This window comes from Hyphomonas oceanitis (assembly GCF_036964545.1).
Lineage (GTDB): Bacteria > Pseudomonadota > Alphaproteobacteria > Caulobacterales > Hyphomonadaceae > Hyphomonas > Hyphomonas oceanitis.
The window spans coordinates 482363-496264 of record NZ_JBALTL010000002.1; the positions used below are offsets into that span (position 1 = coordinate 482363).

Sequence of the window (13902 nt, forward strand, 5' to 3'; positions counted from 1 at the left end):
GCCCCCTGAGGAGACCCTTATGTGCGCGCATCCGCAATCGACTGTGTGATCAGTCGACTACGGATGCCTAATAACGAGTACTAGTGATGTGCGCACGGTGCGTTTCCTCCAACGTCGGGCTCAGGAATAATCTGCCTCTTTGACCGTGTCAATCTCCCTATAAAGGGCATGAATGACCCTGAGTCGGTTTTCAGGCTCCGGTGAGGGAATTCTGGGCCAGAATGGGAACTGCCTGCCGATCCAGGTGAACTGCCTCTTTGCATAGCGGCGTGTATCGCGCTTCGCGTTCTCGGCGGCGAGTTCTGCGGTGATCTCGCCGCGGGCAAAGGCGGTGAGCCAGGGCATGCCATGGGCCTTCATGGCGGGAAGTTCGGGGTCGAGGTTACGCGCCATCAGCGCGCGGGCCTCATCCATGGCGCCCTGCATCAGCATGCCTTCAAAGCGCCGGTCGATCTTCTGATAGAGGCGCGCCCGGGGCGGGGTGAGGGCAAAGCCGATCCATTCGCCATCATTCAGGACAGGCGGCTGACGCTCGTCGTGGAAGTGGCCGAGGGGGCGACCCGTGGCGAGCCAGACTTCATAGGCCCGCGCGAGGCGCTGGCGGTCGCCCGTGCCGAGCCGCTCGGCGGTGTCGGGATCGACGGGGGCGAGGCGGTCGCGAAGGCCTTCGGCGCCTTCGGCCTCGGCAATAGCGCGCACTTCGGCGCGGATGTCTTCAGGCACGGGCGGGATGCTGGACAGGCCTTGCGTCAAAGCGAGCAGGTAAAGACCTGTGCCGCCGACAAGGATGGCGCGCTTGCCTTTCAGCTCGACGCGCTTGATTTCGCGGCGGGCTTCTTCCAGCCAGTCGCCGGTGGAATAACGCGTTGCCGCATCGACATGGCCGAAGAGATGGTGTTCGACACCATCCATCTCCTCTGCGTCGGGGCGGGCGCTGATGACTTGCAGGTCCCTGTAAACCTGCATGGAATCAGCATTGATGACCTCACCTCCCAGTCGCCGGGCGACGGCGATGGCGAGGGCGGTCTTGCCGCTGGCAGTGGGGCCGTGAATGAGGATTGCCGGATGCATGCTCTAGACCTAAGGGCTAGTCGGGTAAGTTGGAAGACACCAAGAGACGGAATAACATGAGCCAGAACCCGGATAAGTCCCGCAATTTTTTTGCTGCAACTGCCGTTGCGGCGCCATCGCGTGCCGATCTGGCTGCAGAACTGGGTGAAATACTGGTGTCTGCGGGCGTGCGGGATAGGCAGCTGAGAATACTCGCTGACGGCGCACCCTGGCAGGCTTGCGAGTATGTTTTTGCGGCGTCTGAGGCGGACGTTGAGGGACTTCGTGGACCGTTGAAGGGACTTTCCGGGGTGGATGTGGCCCTTTTGCCGGTCGAAGCGCGGCGCAAGCGGCTGCTGATCTCGGACATGGACTCGACCATCATCGGGCAGGAGTGTCTCGACGAGCTGGCGGACTTTGCCGGGCTCAAGGCGGAAGTCTCGGCGATCACCGAGCGGGCGATGCGGGGCGAGCTGGATTTCGAGGGCGCGCTGACGACGCGGGTGGGCATGTTGAAGGGGCTGGAGCTGTCTGCGCTGGAGGCCGCCTATAAAGAGCGCATCACGCTGAACCCCGGTGCCAGGACGCTGACGGCGACGATGAAGGCAAACGGGGCACATGCGGTGCTTGTCTCCGGCGGGTTCACGTTCTTCACGTCACGCGTGGCCGTGGCGTCGGGCTTCGATGCGCATCGCGGCAATGCGCTGGTGGATGATGGCGCGGTGCTGACCGGTCAGGTGGGGCGGCCTATTCTCGGGCGTGAAGCGAAGCTGACGGCGCTGGACGAGGCGGCAGCGGCGCACGGCCTGACCCGCGCCGACGCGCTGGCCCTTGGCGACGGCGCGAACGATCTCGACATGATCCGTGCGGCGGGCCTTGGCATTGCCTTCCATGCCAAGCCGATCGTGGCCGAGCAGGCCACGGCAGCCATCCAGCACACGGACCTGACGGCGGCGCTGTTCTTCCAGGGCTATGCGGCGGACGAGTTCGTCACCGGCTGAGCCTGCACGTTTTCAAGGCCATTTGCGTGCATTTCGCTTCAGGAGCGAGCCAGCCTGACTGATTGATGTGCAAATTTGTCCCATTTTATGGGGCTTGAATAATAATCGTTGCGCCAGAAGAGGAGCCCGTTGCGTAGTGCACTCATTCCAGCGGGTGAGGTCAGTAGAGTTTTCGCCACAAGCCCGCCCATTTCCCAGAGGGCATTGCAATGAAAAATCCTGACTACGACCAGCTGATCTCGCCATCCCGGCGTAATCTGATGAAATTTGCCGGCGTTGGTGCGCTCGGCGCAGCGGCGGGCCTGGCTGCCTGTTCCGACAGCGCCAGCGCGACGGCGCCAGCGCCTGCCACGGCGGCGAACGTTACCGCACCTGCCGTCAATCCCGACGGCCTCGCGATCATGTCGGCCAACGAGAACCCCTACGGCCCGTCGCCGATGGCTGTCGCAGCTATGTCGAAAGAACTGAACAACCTGAACCGTTATGCCTACCCGCTGACGCAGGCTTTCGCCGAAAAAGTGGCGGCCCGTGAAGGCGTGCTGCCGGAGCAGGTTCTGGTGACGAATGGTTCCTCGCCAATCCTGGCGGCCTTCTCTGACTATGTGAACGTCAAGGGCGGCGAGATCGTCACCTCGGCCATCACGTATGAAGGCGTTCCACGCGTTGCCGAACAGGCCGGCACGAAAGTGGTCTACATGCCGCTGACGCAAGACCTCGGCTACGACCTTGAAGCCATCTCTGCCGCCATTGGCCCGAACACCGGCGCCGTATACATCTGTAACCCAAACAACCCGACGGGCCGCACGATCGAGCCTGCCAAGCTGAAAGCCTTCATCGAAGACGCTTCCAGCAAAGTGCCGGTCTTCATCGACGAAGCCTATATGGACATGGCCGACGATTTCCCGGCTGGCGTGATGAGCGAGTTTGTCGCCGCAGGTAAGCCGGTGATCGTAGCGCGCACATTCTCCAAGATCTACGCGATGGCTGGCCAGCGTCTCGGCTATGGCATCATGCCTGCCGACATGGCGATGGCGATGCGCAAGACGGGCCGTCTCTCGTCGGTCAACCATCTCGGCCTCGTGGCTGGCATGGCCAGCCTCGACGACACGGCCTATTTCAATGACATGCGCCTGAAGATGATCAAGGGCCGCGAGAAACTGATCGCCATGGCGAACGATCTCGGTCGTCCGTATGCGCCAAACCCGCAGGGCAACTTCATCTACATGGACCTTGGCATGAACAACCAGGAGTTCGCCGACAAGATGCTTGAGAAGGGCGTCAAAGTAGTTGGCTCGCGCTGGGCAGACAAGCCGGAATGGACACGCATCTGCGTTGGCCTCGATCACGAGATCGAAAAGTGCCACGCTGCGGCCAAGGAAATCCTCACCGCGATCTAAAGCGGAATGGACTGAATGAAGAAAGGCGCCGCTGGATGAGCGGCGCCTTTTTTGTTTGGGCGTTTGATTATTTCCTGGTCAGTTCTATCGACAGGAACTGGTCGAACCAGCCGGCATCCCCCCGGCGCTTGACGCGCAGGAGGAGGGGCTGTTGCGGCGTGGTCATCGCCGTTTCCACACGGGAGACGGTGTCGGTGACCGAGGCGACTTTGGTAAAGTTCACTTCCACGATCACGTCGCCGCGGTTGAGCTTGCCGAAAGAGCGCCCGCGCGCGCTGACGCCGGTGACGACGACGCCGTCAACATCTTTCGGGATGCCGAAGCGGCGGCGGGCGTCATCATCGATGCCGGCAAGCTCGGCGCCGAGATCATTGCTGCTGGCCGGGCCATCGGGGAGGGTTTGAGCCGGTGTGGCTTCGTCATCATCCTGCAGTTCGCCGAGGGTCACCGAGATCGTGCGGGCCTTGCCATCACGGATGATGGAGAGCGGCACGGTCTTGCCAATCGGCTCGTCGGAGATGAGGCGGGTCATTTCACGTACGCTGGCGATGGCCTGGCCGTCGAAGGCGAGGACGAGATCGCCGACTTCGAGCTTGGCTTTGTCAGCCGGGCCGTCATCGGTGATGCGTGTGATGATGACGCCGCCCTTGCCCTTGGCCTTGTAGGCCTTCACGAGGGCTTCGTCTGCATCCTGAACGTTCACGCCGAGCCATGAGCGGCGGACTTTGCCATGCTCGATCAGCTGTTGCGAGATGCGCTTCACGAGATTGGACGGCACCGAGAAGCCAATGCCGACCGAGCCGCCAGTCGGCGAGATGATGGCTGTGTTCACGCCGACCACTTCGCCGCCGAGATTGAACAGGGGACCGCCCGAGTTGCCGCGGTTGATGGCCGCGTCGGTCTGGATGAAGTCGTCCGAGCGGCCGGAATTGAGGTCGCGGTTGCGGGCCGAGATGATGCCGGCCGAGACTGAGCCGCCAAAACCGAACGGGTTGCCGATGGCGATGACCCAGTCGCCGACTTCCGCATGGTCGCTGTCGGCGAGATCGACGAAAGGCAGGGGCGTGTTGCTCTTGACCTTGAGCACGGCAATGTCGGTGTCGCGGTCGCGCCCGATCAGGATCGCGTCAAGCACGCGACCGTCGGAGAAGTTGACCTCGATCTCGTCGGCATTGTCGATGACGTGATTGTTGGTGATGATGATGCCGTCGGCGCTGATGACGAAGCCGGAGCCGAGCGAGCCCTGGCGCTGGAAGCCATCTTCGTCGCGCCCGAAGAATTCATTGAAGCGCTCCATGGGGGAACCTTCAGGGAAGGTTGGCAGGCCATTGGGCGCGATTGTCTGCTGGGTCGAGATGTTCACGACGGCGGGCATCAGGCGCTTCGACAGGTCGCGAAGGCTGCTCGGCTGCACTTTCTGGTCAACACCATCGACCGCTTGCGACAGGCTCTGTTGAGCAGAAGCCGGCAGCCCGGAGGCAAGAATGAAACCAAGGGCGGCGAGTGCCGGAATGCGCATGTGAGAGGAGGCTCCTGAGGATCGGATGTTGCTCGTATCCTGAGCAGTATGGCGCTTTGCGCCCCTGTTGCAACAGGCTCAGGCGCCTCGCACTGCAAAGACAACCAGAAGGGCGCCGAGGACGGCCGAGGCCAGCCCGGCAAAGGCGACGTCGCGGCTGGACATTTCCGCAAGTCGGGCGGCCATGCGGCGCATGAAGTCGGGGGCGATCGCGTAGATCGCCCCCTCCAGAAAGAACCATAGACCGGCCGCAGCCAGTATCAGGTAAAGCTTTGACACAGGCCCGATTTCCTAGCGGGAACCGCCATTGACGCGGGCACTGTCGATGAACTCGTCACATATGCCGAGGCTCTTGGGTGCCACGATGATCTGCGTGCCTTGCTGAATGGCCTTGTCACAGGCAATCAGGGCGCGCTGGAAGCGGAAGAATTCCGGGTCCTTGTTGTAGGCATTGGCATAGACTTCCGTCGACTTGGCATCGCCTTCACCGCGAATCGTCTCGGCCTGTTCCCGGGCCTGAGCCTCGATAACCGTTTTCTCGCGGCTGGCCTGGGCGCGGATAAGGCGCGCCTTTTCCTCGCCTTCAGCACGGATGCGCTGGGCTTCCTGCAGACGGGCCGATTGCATACGGCTGTAGACGCCTTCTGCTACTTCGGTCGGCAGGTCGGCCTGGCGGATGCGGACGTCGACAATGTCGATGCCGTCCTCGGTCAGCTGGGCGTTCACCCGCTCACGGATACGGTCCATGAGCTGCGAGCGCTGGCCGGAGATGATTTCCGGCACCGGCACGTCGCCCAGGGCTTCGCGGATGTTCGAGTTGGTGATCTGCTGCAACTGGCGGGCAGCGGCAGGCTCGTTGCGGAAACGCTGGTAGAATTTCAGCGGATCCTTGATGCGCCAGCGGACGAAGGCATCGACCGTGAGGCGGCGCTGGTCGGATGCCAGCACTTCGATATTCTCGATATCAAGGCCGATATTCTTCTTATCCAGCTTTTCGATCTGCTGGAACATCGGGATCTTGAAGTAGAGGCCTGCCTGGTCCTGGCCCGGTGCGTTGAACACCTGCTTGGGCTCGCCGACCTGAAGCATCAGGGCCTGCTCGTCCTGACGGACGACGAAGAATGAATTCATGAGCACCAGAAGTACGGCGCCCGCGATGATGATGGTTAGCCATCCAAAAGTACGCATTATTGCTGCCCTCCGTTCGTGGACCGCTGCGTTCGTTCCAGCGGCAGGTAGGGAACGGCGCCGGAGTCCTGATCCATGATCAGCTTGTCGGAGCGCTCCAGCACTTTTTCCATGGTTTCAAGATACATGCGCTCACGCGTGACGCGTGGGGCCTTGCGATATTCTTCGTAGATTTGTTCGAAGCGTGAGGCCTCACCCTGTGCGTCGGCGAGGACCTGGTCGCGATAGGCTTCTGCTTCCTGCAGGATGCGCTGGGCGCTACCACGGGCTTGCGGAACGACTTCGTTGGCGAACTGGGTGGCCTGGTTGATATTCGTCTCGGCGTCCTGTTCGGCGACGTTCACGTCGTTGAAGGCCTCGATGACCTGTTTCGGCGGGTCCGAGCGGTCGATCGTGACGGCGAGGATTTCGATGCCGGCGCGATAATCATCGAGCAGGGACTGGATCTGTTTGCCCACTTCGGTCTGTACGACATCACGTTCGGTCGTGATCACGCCCTGAAGGCGCGTTTTGCCGACGACTTCACGCATGACCGATTCGGCGACCTGTTCGACGGCTTCCGAGGGGTTCTTGACGTTCAGGATGAAGTTTTCCGGGTGTTCGGAATTCACCTTCCAGAAAACAGAAAACTGGATGTCGACGATGTTTTCGTCCTGCGTCAGCATCAGGCTTTCTTCGAGATTGTTGCCGATCCGCGTTTCTTTACGGTTTTCGACCTCGACGAGAACATGCTCCTCAAGCGGGGCAGGCAGGTGGAAGTGCAGGCCTGGCCCGAAATTGGTCTGCCACTTGCCGAAGCGGAAAACGGCCGCCTGCTGGGTCGGATCGACCATGACCACGCTTGTGGAAAGCCAGCCAAGCAGGGCAATACCGACGAGCACGACAAAGCCGAGCGGGCCGAAATTGGGACCCGTGCCGCCGCCGCCGCGACGGCGTCCACCGCCGCCACCATTGCCATTAGAGCGCTTGCGGAAGCGCTCCTGCATACGTTTCATCTGTGCTTCGAGGTCGTTATTATTGCCCCCGCCGCCGCCAGGGCGCGTCCATGGCGAACCACCATCCTTGGCAGGCTCGTCGTCGGATCCGCCGCCCCATGGGCCGCTGGATTTGTTCTTGTCATCCCAGGGCATAGCCCCTCCTGTTGGTTTCGTAGGCTTCTATATAGTGTCTTGCGTGATATGTGCATGCCTCAATCCGGGCTTCAAGGACGTAGGAGTCGCAGAAAGTGTTTGGTTCGAAGGAAAAATCCCGCCGGAAACTGGCCGGACAGGTACGAAACGCCCTTGGGGCGCCGGACTGGCTGGAGTCGGTGGACGTGGACGAGTCGGGGCGCGCGATCCTCGTATTGCTTGCAGATCCGGCCGATCAGGCGGGGGCTGAGGCGCGCCGGATCGAGGCCGAAGGACGGGCTGAACTGGTGCCTGGCGTGCAGGCTGTGACCAGCATCCTGACGGCCCAGGTGACGGCCCCTGCGCACAAGCATGTAAAGCTTGAACCGGCCCCGCGGCGGGTGTCCAAGGGCGCGCGCCTCTCTGATGAGGCGATGCAGCAGGGCGCGCCGACGCAAGGTGGCAGTATACCCAAGATTGCCGGAATTGACCGGATTCTCGTCGTGGCGAGCGCCAAGGGCGGGGTCGGTAAGTCAACCGTCGCGGTCAATCTGGCGGCGGCGATGGCCAAGGCGGGCATGAAAGTCGGGCTGCTCGACGCAGATGTCTACGGGCCGTCGATCCCGACCATGCTCGGCATGCAGGAGGCGCAGCCGGAGACAGCGGCGTCAAAGAAGCTGGTGCCTGTTGAGGCCTACGGGATGAAAACGCTGTCGATCGGCTACCTGTCGGATCCGGATGCGCCAATGATCTGGCGCGGGCCGATCGTGATGTCGGCGATCGCTCAAATGCTGAATGATGCCGAATGGGGCGAACTGGACGTGCTTGTGATCGACACGCCGCCGGGCACGGGTGATGCGCAGCTGGCGATTGCCCAGCGCGTGCCGGTGACGGCCGCAATTATCGTGACGACGCCGCAGGAAGTGGCGCTGGCCGATGTGCGGCGCGGGGCGGCGATGTTCACAAAGACGGCTGTGCCCGTGCTCGGCATTGTCGAGACGATGAGCTGGTTCGAAGACCCCGCAGGCAACCGCCATTACCTGATGGGCGAGGGCGGCGGCGCGGCCATGGCGACGACGCTGGGCCTGCCCTTGCTGGGGCAGATTCCGATGCTGCAGACCATTCGCGAAGGCGGCGACGCGGGCAAGCCAGCAGCGCTGTCCGGCGGCGAGCCGGGGCGTATCTTCCACGAACTGGCGCGCACCGTGGCCGTGGGCCTCGATACGCTGGAAACGAAGCCTGCCCCCGAAATCATTTTCGAGGACTAGGCGCCGTCTCAGGCGTTGAAGTTCAGGACGAGGCCGGCTTCCGGCCAGCGGCACTTGATAAGCTGGCCTGTGCTGGAAAGCGTGAGCCAGGCATCCTTCATGTCGTCGCCGCCAAAGGCGATATTGGTGACCAGCATGTCCGGGAAGGCCGTGTGGCTGAAATCGCCCTCAGGCGTGATGGTCGTGATGCCGCCATTGAGGATGGTGGCGACGCAGACATTGCCCGCAGCGGTCATGGCGAGACTGTCAAAGTATTGCAGACCCGGCATCGTGGCGACGACGCGGCCGCCATTAAAGGGGCTGGCGGGCTTGATCTCGCCGGGAGCGGCGAGGTCGAAGGCCCACATGCGGCCGGTCATCGTGTCGGCCATGAAGACGGTCTGCTCGTCGGGCGAGAGGCCAACGCCGTTCGGGCTGGAATAGTGGAAATCGAGCTCTTTCGCTTCCGACGCGCCCTTGGCGAGGAAGAAGAGGCCGCCATAGTCGCGGTGGCGGGAATAGGATTTGCCATGGTCGGTGAAATAGAGGTTGCCGGCCTTGTCAAAGACGAGATCGTTCGGGCCTTTGAGCTTGTTGCCGCCAACGCTGTCGAGCACGCGTTCGACCTTGCCGGTGGAGAGATCGATGCGCTCGATGCGGCCACCGGAATAGTCATCCGCCGCGTTGCCGGGGATCAGCAGGCCCTCGACGTTCGACCACTGGAAGCCCCCATTGTTGCAGCACCAGAGCGCACCGTCCGGCCCGATGGCGAGGCCGTTGGGGCCGCCGCCGGGCGTGGCCACGACTTCTGACTTGCCCTTGCCCCAGTGCCGGGAGATCTGGCCTTTCTGGATTTCAACGACGATGACCGAGCCGTCCGACATGACGACGGGGCCTTCCGGAAAGCCGAGACCATCGGCGACGAGTTCGAAATCCATGCGTGTTCCTCCTTGTTTTGGAGGAACACTAGGCCCGGCATTGAAGGGCCGCAACGGCTGACGCAGGGGAGCGCCACGGCCTTGTGGCTGACCGTTCGCGGGTTATTCCCGGGTTATTGAAGGGTCAGGAATTTGTGTCGGCATGGCTTGCGGCGTGAACGCGCTCAAGCTTGCGGATCGTGTAGGCAAAATCATTGCCCTCAGCGGCCTCGAAATGCTCGGACGTATGTTCGCGCCATTCATGCTCGTCGAGTTCGGGGAAATAGGCGTCGCCTTCGGGATAGGATTCGACATCTGTCAGGTAGATGCGGTCAGCGAGCGGCATGGCCAGCGTGTAGATGGCCTCGCCGCCGATCACGAAGGCTTCTTTGCGGCCATCGCGCGCGGCAACCGCCTTGGCGGCATTCATGGCGGCGATGAAGTTGGAATAGACGCGCGCGCCGGGAGCATCATAGGTCCAGTCGCGCGTCATCACGATATTCTCGCGACCGGGCAGGGGGCGCTTGGGAAGGCTTTCCCACGTCTTGCGGCCCATGATGATAGGATTTCCCATGGTTATGCGCTTGAAGAACATCATGTCGCCCTTCAGGCGCCATGGGAGTTCGCCGGCGGCCCCGATGACGCCATTGCGGCCACGGGCAACAATCAGGCTCAGTTTCACGTCATTCTGCATGGATGAAGGATGCAACTTTCAGCTTTTTCGTTGACGGACGGCTTTTTTGCCTCGCCTTGTTAAGCATGTGAGACACATTCTTTTGGGGTGTAATCAACTGGATTTGTCAGATATCCGTCACGAAACGCAGTTGCAGGGGCATGGCGTGCTGAATTCCTTTCTCTCGATAATTACCAACGGCAATACAGGACAAGCGCTTCCGGTTTTGGTTGCGCTCGCACTCACCTTTACAGCGATATACATGCTGAAAGGGCGTGCCTGGGCGCTTATGTATGTCGCTTTGATACCTTTCCTGAACTGGTCCTTCGGGGTGATCCCGGAGTTCGAGATTCTGGACAAAAGCGCGAGCTGGCCGCGTGGCCTGTCGCTGCATCCGATGACCATTGTGACGGGTATGGTGTTTGTTGTGCGCGATTTTGTGCAGCGCGAGATGGGGCACCGCGTGCTGGCCGTGATGGCGATGGCTGTGGCGTGGTCATTTTTCTATGCGTGGCCTGTGATTGCGCTGGCCAGTGGCATTGCCTTCGCGGTCTCCGAGGGCGTCGACTGGCTGATGTTCACGTTTACGAAGTACCGGTTGTCGACACGCATCCTGTTGTCGAGCGCGCTGGCGGCGCCTGTCGACACGACGGTGTTCCTGTATGGCGCTGACCTAGCCAAACAGCTGAACTTCAACGGATCGATCCTTCACGGTCCGGTCACCCTGCCGATCATTCGCTTATTCTGGGATCATGCGTGGATTATGCCGCTGCCCGACGGAAATACGTTCCACATTGCCAACTGGGTGGTGTTCGTGATCGGCAAGATGGTGGGCGCGGTTGCCGTGTCGATGATCATGCGGCGGCGTGAAAACCTCGGCCTGGTAAACCCGGCCGAGGCTTGAGGCATTAGCTTGGGTCTTTTTCCAGAAGACCGAACCGGGCTTTCATGCCGGCAAGGCCGGCGCCGACCAGCGGTGCGAGCAGGAACAGCCAGAGCTGTGACATGGCATGGCCGCCTGCAAACAGGGCCGGACCGAAACTGCGGGCCGGGTTGACCGAGACGCCTGTCACCTGAATGCCGACAATGTGGATCGCGGTGAGTGTCAGGCCAATCGATAGGCCCGCCATGGGCGTTGGCGCGGCCAGATTGGTCGATCCGAGGATGACGATCAGGAAGAGGAATGTTGCGACCACTTCGAAGATGATGGCCGCCATCAGGCTGTACTCGCCGAGGTAACCCGTCCCCCAGCCATTCTGTCCGAGACCGTCAACGGCGACGTCATAGCCGTTCTGGCCGCTGGCGATAAGGAAGAGGATACCTGCACCAATCGTGGCGCCGATGAACTGGGCAAGCCAGTAGGTGAGCATCGTGTTGCCATCCATGCGGCCAGCGATAAAGGCGCCGAAACTGACGGCGGGGTTTACGTGGCAGCCGGAGATATGGCCGATGCCGTAGGCCATCGCCACGATGGCGAGGCCAAAGGCGAAGGCGATGCCGAGTTGCCCGACCTGGTCGCCGGCAAGAACCGCCGACCCGCAACCAAAAAGAACGAGTGTCAGGGTGCCGATAAGTTCGGCTGCGAAGACTTTCATGGTTTTCCCTCCCAAGATGTGACGGCCCGATGCCGCCTGGGAAGGATTTTGATGCAGTTTCCCGCATTGGGCAATTGACATGCATTGTGCGCCCGCTAATAAAAAGAGACGTTATCTTATAACACTAAATACAGGTTTCCTCCCCCATGAAATACCTTCTAGCTGCAGTGGCCACCGCGCCGCTCCTTGCCGGCATGGCGCACGCGCAAGCCGAAGACGAAGTCCGCATCGAACAACCTGTTATCGTGACCCTGCCGGGGCCGCAGCGCACGGCCGGTGAAATGGTCAGCAATGTTGCCGCGCTGGACCGCAAGGATCTTGTTGAGGATATGTCCTCGACGCTGGGCGATACGCTGGACCGCCAGCCGGGCGTTGCCTCGACCTCGTTCGGGCAGGGCGCCAGCCGTCCTATCCTGCGCGGCCTTGGCGCCGAGCGCGTTCAGGTGCTGACGAATGGTATCGGCGTGATCGACGTATCGGCGGCAAGCCCGGACCACCAGGTAGCCGCGGACGGGATTGATGCTGTGAAGGTGGAAATCCTGCGCGGCCCTGCAGCGCTGGTTTACGGCGGGCAGGCGATTGGCGGCGTGGTCAACGTGATCGACGGACTGATCATGGAAGACCTGCCAAAACGGCCCTTTGCGGGCGAAGCCTATGCGGCGAGCAATAGCGTCAATGACGGTACGGAGGCCGGTGGGCGCGTGCAGGGCGTGATGGGATCGCTTGTTGGCACGCTGACGGCCTCGACGCGCGACTTTGGCAATTATGATATTCCCTCGTCGGCGCAGTCTGATCGCCTGCGCGCCGTAAACGGCGAACCCGCAGGACCCGACGGTGAATTGCCGAACTCGTTCGTGCAGACAGATTCCCTCGCGGGCGGCCTGACATGGGTTGGCGAGAAGGGCTTCCTTGGCGGCGCAGTGCGTCAACAAAGCTCGCAATATGGTCTGCCGCTGGAAGAGACCGCCTATATCGACCTGAAGCAGACGCGCTATGACATGCGTGGTGGGCTGAACATCGACAATGGTTTTCTGACGAAGGTGACGGGGTCGGCCTCGGTTGCCAATTACGAACATACTGAATTTGAAGGACCAGGCGAGCCGGGGACCAAGTTTGAGACCGACGGTTTCGAGGGACGGCTGGAAGTCGGCCATGTGCTGGGCCCGCTCGAAGGCGAGTTTGGTATCCAGTATGCGGATAGTTCGCTCGACGCGATTGGCGACGAGGCGTTCATCACACCGACGGACACGAAAAGCGTTGGCGTCTTCCTCTATGAGACCCATGACTTTGACAGTGGCCTCGGGATTGAAGGTGGACTGCGCGCTGAGCAGGTCGATCTCGACAATGAAGGCGCCGGCAAGGTGAGCTTTGATTTGGCCAGCGGCTCTGCCGGTGTGCACAAGCACTGGGATTCCGGCTGGTTCCTCGGAACGCAGGTGTCATGGGCCGAGCGGGCGCCGAACCAGAGCGAGCTGTTCGCTGACGGTCCGCACCTGGCGACAGAGCAATACGAAGTCGGCGATGCGACGCTCGGCAAGGAGCGCGGGCTGAACCTGGAAGGCACGGCGCGCTGGGAAAACGACACGATGAGCTTCGGCGCGAACCTGTTCCTGACGGACTTCTCTGACTTCATCTATCTCGCCGCGACGGGCGCAGAACTGGATGACCTGCCGGTCTTTGAATTCCGCCAGCAGGACGCGCAGTTCACCGGCGGCGAACTCTTTGCCAATTACCAGCTGCTGGATGGGCCGTTGAAAGCGGACTGGAAGTTCGATGCCGGGCTCGACTTCGTCAACGCAGAATTCGATGACGGCTCGGATGTGCCCTATGTGCCGCCGGTGACGCTGAATGCCGGCGCTGAAGCCGACTGGGGCGCACTGGCGCTGGGTGCGAAGCTGACATGGGCCGGTGACCAGGATTCGCCGGGCGTCGGCCAATTGGCGACGGATGGCTATGTGACGGCTGACCTGCATGCTGACCTTGATATTGCGCGCTACGGCTTTGGCCGGACCGGAACGAAACTGTTCCTTGAGGCGCGCAATGTGAGCGACGAGGAAGTACGCATGGCGACCAGCGTGCTGAAGGACAGCGTGCCAATGCCGGGCCGGAATATCCGCGCAGGCATCCGCTACCTGTTCTAGTCCTGCCGTTTAAGTACCCGGGTTTCGCGTTAACGCGCGCGGTCCGGGTATTTCCCTATTTCGGT

General features: G+C 61.6%; 13 protein-coding genes. 5 read left to right on the top strand and 8 right to left on the bottom strand.

Annotated elements, in window-relative coordinates; all coding sequences use genetic code 11:
• Positions 1 to 120 precede the first annotated feature (120 nt).
• Positions 121 to 1071 carry a tRNA (adenosine(37)-N6)-dimethylallyltransferase MiaA gene (gene miaA / locus V7651_RS07275; RefSeq protein WP_335612740.1) on the bottom strand — a complete coding sequence of 317 codons (951 nt, stop codon included), beginning with the start codon at positions 1069 to 1071 and terminating at the stop codon, positions 121 to 123.
• A 56-nt stretch (positions 1072 to 1127) separates the two neighbouring features.
• Here miaA and serB point away from each other — a divergent pair, with 56 nt between their 5' ends.
• Complete coding sequence (gene serB, locus V7651_RS07280) at positions 1128 to 2051, top strand: phosphoserine phosphatase SerB (RefSeq protein ID WP_335612741.1); 924 nt, start codon at positions 1128 to 1130, stop codon at positions 2049 to 2051.
• A 209-nt stretch (positions 2052 to 2260) separates the two neighbouring features.
• Positions 2261 to 3448 (top strand): pyridoxal phosphate-dependent aminotransferase, encoded by a 1188-nt coding sequence (locus V7651_RS07285; protein WP_035536869.1) that lies wholly within the window; start codon positions 2261 to 2263, stop codon positions 3446 to 3448.
• A 67-nt stretch (positions 3449 to 3515) separates the two neighbouring features.
• On the opposite strand, the gene V7651_RS07290 is transcribed toward V7651_RS07285, so the two are convergent.
• The 4 genes from V7651_RS07290 to hflK form a co-directional block, all read right to left on the bottom strand.
• Positions 3516 to 4967, bottom strand: coding sequence for a Do family serine endopeptidase (locus tag V7651_RS07290; RefSeq protein WP_035536871.1), 1452 nt, complete (start codon positions 4965 to 4967; stop codon positions 3516 to 3518).
• A gap of 78 nt (positions 4968 to 5045) precedes the next feature.
• On the bottom strand, positions 5046 to 5246 hold the full coding sequence (locus tag V7651_RS07295) for a DUF2065 domain-containing protein (protein ID WP_035536872.1): 201 nt from the start codon (positions 5244 to 5246) through the stop codon (positions 5046 to 5048).
• 12 nt (positions 5247 to 5258) lie between these two features.
• Positions 5259 to 6155: a protease modulator HflC gene (hflC, locus tag V7651_RS07300; RefSeq protein ID WP_335612742.1), complete on the bottom strand. Its 897-nt coding sequence runs from the start codon at positions 6153 to 6155 to the stop codon at positions 5259 to 5261.
• Positions 6155 to 7285: an FtsH protease activity modulator HflK gene (gene hflK, locus V7651_RS07305; RefSeq protein ID WP_035536877.1), complete on the bottom strand. Its 1131-nt coding sequence runs from the start codon at positions 7283 to 7285 to the stop codon at positions 6155 to 6157. Before hflK ends, hflC begins: the two co-directional genes overlap by 1 nt.
• A 95-nt stretch (positions 7286 to 7380) precedes the next feature.
• Here hflK and V7651_RS07310 point away from each other — a divergent pair, with 95 nt between their 5' ends.
• Positions 7381 to 8532 carry an Mrp/NBP35 family ATP-binding protein gene (locus tag V7651_RS07310; RefSeq protein ID WP_335612743.1) on the top strand — a complete coding sequence of 384 codons (1152 nt, stop codon included), beginning with the start codon at positions 7381 to 7383 and terminating at the stop codon, positions 8530 to 8532.
• A gap of 8 nt (positions 8533 to 8540) precedes the next feature.
• Here the strand turns inward: V7651_RS07310 and V7651_RS07315 are convergent, their stop codons facing one another.
• Positions 8541 to 9449 (bottom strand): SMP-30/gluconolactonase/LRE family protein, encoded by a 909-nt coding sequence (locus tag V7651_RS07315; protein WP_335612744.1) that lies wholly within the window; start codon positions 9447 to 9449, stop codon positions 8541 to 8543.
• 124 nt (positions 9450 to 9573) lie between these two features.
• A complete protein-coding gene (locus tag V7651_RS07320) occupies positions 9574 to 10122 on the bottom strand; it encodes a dihydrofolate reductase (protein ID WP_035536885.1) in 549 nt (182 codons plus the stop codon).
• Positions 10123 to 10189: 67 nt separating this feature from the next.
• Between V7651_RS07320 and V7651_RS07325 the strand changes: the two genes are divergently transcribed.
• Positions 10190 to 11005: a hypothetical protein gene (locus V7651_RS07325; RefSeq protein WP_335612745.1), complete on the top strand. Its 816-nt coding sequence runs from the start codon at positions 10190 to 10192 to the stop codon at positions 11003 to 11005.
• Positions 11006 to 11009: 4 nt separating this feature from the next.
• Here the strand turns inward: V7651_RS07325 and V7651_RS07330 are convergent, their stop codons facing one another.
• Positions 11010 to 11696 (bottom strand): aquaporin, encoded by a 687-nt coding sequence (locus tag V7651_RS07330; protein WP_335612746.1) that lies wholly within the window; start codon positions 11694 to 11696, stop codon positions 11010 to 11012.
• A gap of 146 nt (positions 11697 to 11842) precedes the next feature.
• Between V7651_RS07330 and V7651_RS07335 the strand changes: the two genes are divergently transcribed.
• Complete coding sequence (locus tag V7651_RS07335; RefSeq protein WP_335612747.1) at positions 11843 to 13837, top strand: TonB-dependent receptor; 1995 nt, start codon at positions 11843 to 11845, stop codon at positions 13835 to 13837.
• Positions 13838 to 13902 lie beyond the last annotated feature (65 nt).

Coding starts and splice junctions, on each gene's coding strand:
- miaA (WP_335612740.1), bottom strand. CDS start 1,071: ATGCATCCGGCAATCCTCATTCACGGCCCCACTGCCAGCGGCAAGACC.
- serB (WP_335612741.1), top strand. CDS start 1,128: ATGAGCCAGAACCCGGATAAGTCCCGCAATTTTTTTGCTGCAACTGCC.
- V7651_RS07285 (WP_035536869.1), top strand. CDS start 2,261: ATGAAAAATCCTGACTACGACCAGCTGATCTCGCCATCCCGGCGTAAT.
- V7651_RS07290 (WP_035536871.1), bottom strand. CDS start 4,967: ATGCGCATTCCGGCACTCGCCGCCCTTGGTTTCATTCTTGCCTCCGGG.
- hflC (WP_335612742.1), bottom strand. CDS start 6,155: ATGCGTACTTTTGGATGGCTAACCATCATCATCGCGGGCGCCGTACTT.
- hflK (WP_035536877.1), bottom strand. CDS start 7,285: ATGCCCTGGGATGACAAGAACAAATCCAGCGGCCCATGGGGCGGCGGA.
- V7651_RS07315 (WP_335612744.1), bottom strand. CDS start 9,449: ATGGATTTCGAACTCGTCGCCGATGGTCTCGGCTTTCCGGAAGGCCCC.
- V7651_RS07320 (WP_035536885.1), bottom strand. CDS start 10,122: ATGCAGAATGACGTGAAACTGAGCCTGATTGTTGCCCGTGGCCGCAAT.
- V7651_RS07330 (WP_335612746.1), bottom strand. CDS start 11,696: ATGAAAGTCTTCGCAGCCGAACTTATCGGCACCCTGACACTCGTTCTT.
- V7651_RS07335 (WP_335612747.1), top strand. CDS start 11,843: ATGAAATACCTTCTAGCTGCAGTGGCCACCGCGCCGCTCCTTGCCGGC.